Source organism: Bacillus sp. 05T31 (genome assembly GCF_056396725.1).
In genome coordinates this window covers 1-5,012 of the sequence record NZ_JBFTMA010000287.1, presented here as the reverse complement: position 1 = coordinate 5,012, position 5,012 = coordinate 1, and the positions used below count along the sequence as shown (strand labels likewise).

The 5,012-nt window shown below is 34.1% G+C and carries 5 protein-coding genes; 1 reads left to right on the top strand and 4 read right to left on the bottom strand.

Features of this window, described 5'->3' with window-relative positions:
- Window positions 1-153: 153 nt before the first annotated feature.
- Window positions 154-1,080: a DMT family transporter gene (locus tag AC1DJR_RS17115; protein WP_477003093.1), complete on the bottom strand. Its 927-nt coding sequence runs from the start codon at window positions 1,078-1,080 to the stop codon at window positions 154-156.
- 120 nt (window positions 1,081-1,200) lie between these two features.
- On the opposite strand from AC1DJR_RS17115, the gene pdxR reads away from it, so the two are divergent.
- Entirely contained in the window at window positions 1,201-2,601 is a 1,401-nt protein-coding gene (pdxR, locus tag AC1DJR_RS17110; protein ID WP_477003092.1) for a MocR-like pyridoxine biosynthesis transcription factor PdxR, read from the top strand.
- A 34-nt stretch (window positions 2,602-2,635) separates the two neighbouring features.
- Here the strand turns inward: pdxR and AC1DJR_RS17105 are convergent, their stop codons facing one another.
- From AC1DJR_RS17105 to AC1DJR_RS17095, 3 genes are all read right to left on the bottom strand, one after another.
- A complete protein-coding gene (locus tag AC1DJR_RS17105) occupies window positions 2,636-3,148 on the bottom strand; it encodes a GNAT family N-acetyltransferase (protein ID WP_105586161.1) in 513 nt (170 codons plus the stop codon).
- A gap of 146 nt (window positions 3,149-3,294) precedes the next feature.
- Entirely contained in the window at window positions 3,295-4,740 is a 1,446-nt protein-coding gene (locus AC1DJR_RS17100) for a HAMP domain-containing sensor histidine kinase (protein WP_477003091.1), read from the bottom strand.
- Window positions 4,741-4,879: 139 nt separating this feature from the next.
- Window positions 4,880-5,012 (bottom strand): winged helix-turn-helix domain-containing protein (locus tag AC1DJR_RS17095; RefSeq protein WP_477003094.1); only part of this gene is annotated, 133 nt, incomplete at its 5' end.

Sequence of the window (5,012 nt, the reverse complement as noted above, 5' to 3'; positions counted from 1 at the left end):
GTGTAATTGTATTTGCTAGAAGACGAGACAATTCCTTTAAATTATAAAAAGAGGTCGTAAGTTTTGTACGACCTCTTTTGACATTTTCTATCCCAATTGGTGAGGGCTAATAATCAGTGGGGGATGGACCCCCCCACTGATTAAAGTTTCACTTTATATTTGTTCAGTTGAAAAGGTTGGTTCTCTCTCTTTTTGAGGCATTGTTAAGAAAATAACAGAAAGGACGATACATACTCCGCCTAATAATTGATATGCTCCAAAAGATTCATTAAGCCAAGCGATTGAAACGATGGCAGCTACAAGTGGTTCAATGCTAGATAAAATACTTGTTTCTGTTGCTGCTAAATATTTAAGACTCCCGATATAAAGAAGGAAAGAAAGAGTGCCACTTATAATGATAAGAATAAGCATAGAAAAAGTTTGAAGTATGAAAGTTTGCGAAATCTGATTCCACCCAAAAGAACGATTACAAATAAGCAGTGCAATCCCTCCAATTAACATCCCCCAGCCAATTACTATAGTTGTTCCGCATTCTTTAATAAGGGAAGCCGGATGAAGGGTATAAAACGCAAAACCAATCGCTGTTAATAGGCCGAAAGTAATAGCTGCTTTAGATAAAACAATATTTTCAATTGAACCGTTTGTAATAATAAAGTATGTCCCTGTTAGAGCAGTTATAATTGCGAGTATTTGCATAGAAGCAGGGAATTTCTTTTGCTCAAACGCAACGTAAATRGTAATAAGAACAGGRCCTAGAAATTGAAATAGCGTTGCCGTTACGGCATTACTAATATGAACTGTTTCGATAAAGGCGTATTGCGCACCGAGCATGCCAAGAATAGAGAAAATAATAAGCTGTATAGAATGTCTAGGGTGTTTCCAAATTTGAAATATGTTTTGTTTCTTTATTAGTAAGAAAGACAAGATAAATATTCCTGCAAGCAACAAGCGAATTGTTAAAAAATCAAGTGATGATACGTTAGTATGTTGAAATAGCCATTGAATCATCGGTCCAGATAATCCCCATAATGTGGCTCCTGTAATAATCATAATGAGTCCAATACGTCTACTTTTGTTCATTATCATGCAYCTCCTCTCTAGTATTTGATTATTAATGCGTTACATGATAAAAGGAATTATATAGAACTTCTGGTACTGTAAAAAGTATCAGTTATGTATTTTTGAAAGGGGTCAGTTATTGTGTTAGAATTAACGCCTAATTTGAATGCAAATAGTAAGACGGCATTGTATGTACAATTGTATGAGTATATAAAAAAAGAGATTAAAGATGGAACGATTCCGGCTTTTACGAAATTACCGGCTAAGAGGAAGCTAGCAACATATTTACAAGTAAGTAAAAATACAGTAGAGGCAGCTTATGARCAACTTCTTGCYGAAGGATATATTGAGTCGATTTCTAGAAAAGGTTATTTTGTATGTGAAATCGAGCAAATGATTCATGCGGAAGGTAGCGAAGAGGTAATAGGGGAAGTACCTTTTCAAGAGCAGGTGTATAAATTTGACTTCACTCAAACGGGTGTGGATACTAGCACTTTTCCGTTTCATGTATATCGAAAAATTACGAACGAGGTATGGCAATTTGAAAATAAAGATTTACTTTTTATTGGACATCCGCAAGGGGAGGTAAGTTTACGAGAAGCAATCGCGAGCTATTTGTATGAATCTAGAGGTGTGCGATGTTCGGCTAGTCAAATTGTAATCGGAGCTGGTACGCAAATATTAGTGAAGTTGTTATTTCAATTGTTAAAAGGAAGTGGTTATGCAGTTGAAAATCCAGGCTACCACCGAAAGATGGTTGTTTTTGAACAGGGTGAACAAAATGTTCAAATGTTATCTTTAGATAAAGATGGTATTTGTATTTCAGAGTTAGAAAATAGTTCAGCTAATATTGTGTTTGTTACACCTTCTCATCAGTTTCCATATGGGATGATTATGCCTATCACGAGAAGGATGCAGCTKTTACAATGGGCGRARAAAGAAGAAGGWAGRTATATTGTTGARGATGATTAYGATAGTGAATTTCGYTATTCRGGAAAACCKATWCCRGCRCTGCAAGGGTTAGATASAGAYGGGAAAGTTATTTATATGGGGACGCTATCTAAAGCATTGTTGCCATCATTACGGATGAGCTATATGGTGTTACCAAAGAAATTGATTAAAAAGTATCAASARCAATATTTATTTTACACACAAAGCGTTTCAAGAATGGATCAAGAGATCATTAGGAAATTTTTAAATGACGGGCATTGGGAAAAACATATTCATAAAATGCGTGTTGTGTACCGAAAGAAGAGAGACCGTCTTGTTTCGGTATTAGAAAAATATTTTTCTAATCGCATTGAAGTAATAGGGGAAGATTCCGGCCTACATATTTTATTAAAAGTGCATAATGGGATRGAAGAGAAAGAATTAATGGAAGCTGCAGCTGAAAGGAGTATTAAAGTGTATCCTGCTTCGATATATTATAAGGAAGGGACTTCTCCCAAAAGTACAGTATTGCTTGGATTYGCGACTTTATTAGAGGAAGAAATTGAAGAGGCCATTCAATTATTATATACAGCATGGTTTACAAGAAAGTAAAAAAACATCCTCATAAATGGAGGATGTTTTTTTATTACTTTTCTTCATCTAGGAAAAGAACCATATGCTCTTCATCCCAATATTGTCCGTTATATTTTAATGAACGTTCTTGCACGCCAAATGTTTTAAAGCCTAATGACTCATAAAGTTTTTTTGCACCATCGTTTCCGACAACAACATCAAGCATAACTTGCTCTACTTCTAAAGATTTAGCAAGCTCAAGACATTCTTTAATAAGTGCTTTTCCCGCTCCAAGTCCGCGTGCTTTTGGAGACACGTATACTGAACCAATTTTCGCTTTATGTTCTTGTTTTACATATGGTTTCGTTTCCAGTGTTGCAACTCCGATTAATTTTCCATCTTTAAATGCACCTAGTGTATAGTTCTCATCTTGTGCTAATTTTTGGGCTTTATATTCAATAGCACACTCTTTATTAATAATATCTTCATAAGAAGAGCTGAAAGCTTCCGGGTTTTGTTTTAATCCTTCTACTCGAAGTTCTAAGTAAATTTCCGCTTCATCTTTTGTTAATACATGGATATCCAATTATATCACCCTCCAAATCTTTTACAGTTGTACTTATATTTTATATTGAAATAAGAATAATTTCAAAAGCTTAGCTTATAWKAGYTGGTTTTATAAATAAAATAGCACCAGTAGTGTTGAMTACTACTGGTGATTTCACGCATATATTATTCAAATGGTAATTCAATTATAAATTCTGTTCCGACTTCTAATTCGCTTTTAACTTCAATAGAACCATTATGAAGTTCTACAATTTCTTTTGCAACAGCCAGTCCGATACCTTTTCCACCTGTAGCTCGTGTTCTGGATTTATCGACACGGTAAAAGCGATCGAAAACATGTGGGATATCTTCTTCAGGAATACCTTCACCTTCATCTTGTACACTTATTGTAAAAGTATTCGTACTCGATAGTACACGTATTGTTATAGAAGTGTTTTCTGGTGAATGTTGATAAGCGTTGTGCAATAAATTTAACAGCACTTGCTCCATACGTCGTTCATCTATACAAACTTCTAAATCATTTTTACAGTATACGTGAATTTSTATTTGTTTGTTSGTTAATGTTGTTTTTGTTTTTTCAAYCATTCGTTCTAAAAATGGCCTAAGGAGCATTTTTTGTTTTTTAATAACGAATTGATGTTGCTCTAATTGTACAAGCATAAATAAATCTTGTACGAGATCAGTTACACTATCGGTTTCGTCTTCAATGATTTGTAAGTATTCTTCACGTTCTTCTTTCGTTAAAGAGTCTCTCTTTGCTACCTTCGCATAACCTTTCATATAGGTTAATGGAGTTAATAATTCGTGAGCGACACTAGCGAGGAATTCATTTCGTTCTTTTTTCATATACGTAAGTTCACTAGATAAATCTTCAATCGTTTTTGCTAAGCTTCCAAGTTCATCATTTCGTTTAATTCCTAATTGAATYGGCTTRTTYAATTTSGACATTTTTTCWGTMGCYCKYTTCATYTTTATAAGMGGTTCTGTAATAACCCGAGAAAAAACAAAGACAGAAATAGTTGTTAAAATAATTGTCAAAATACTAATGATAAGAAATTGATTCATGAGTTTAAGTAACATATTTTCTAAGAAAGATGTCTTTAATAACATATGTAAGTTACCTTGAAATCCATCTATTTCAAGTGGGCTTACTGTTGAGATGAATTTCGATTTTTTCCAGTTTTTTTCTACAATCAACCCGCTTTTAGGAATAGTTTCCGTTTTACAAGTAAGTTGTTTTTGCATTTCTTTCGTTACGGGTTCTGAGGTGGAAATGATTTTGCCGTTATTGTCAGTTATAATGATAGTGATATCGGTATTAGCAATTAATTCTGAKCCAATTAATTCTTCAGCTGCATGCTCGATAGTGAACTCTTGATACCAAGGGCGTTTAGGAAGTTCGATGTTTGGTTTTTGTTTAGAATGCTCATCCCATTTTGCACGGTTTACAATTTTGTTACGATACCGATTGCCTTTCTCTAATAGAGCAACTGTTTCCTCTTCAACCCGCATTTTTGAAAGGCTTTTATAAAAAGATACGAAAGCAATTGTTTCAATACATAAAGCTAATATTAAAAAGTATGTCCCAATTTTAAGGGAAAGTTTACTCATTTTCTCACCATACCTTATTTTATATAAAGTGAAATTTTGGAGATTCCACGGATTATTATCCCGCATTAATTGGAGCCTTATTGCCCATTAATGCAGGATAAAGGGTCAGTGGTATACTATTGTCCACTGACCGAAGTAATTATTCATTTTTCCATTTATATCCGACTTTATAGACAGTTTCTAAGTAATCTTCAACTGGAAATCCTTTTTTGCGTAACTTATCCCGTATATTACGAATATGTGAATCGATAGTTCTGTATTCGATGTCTGTT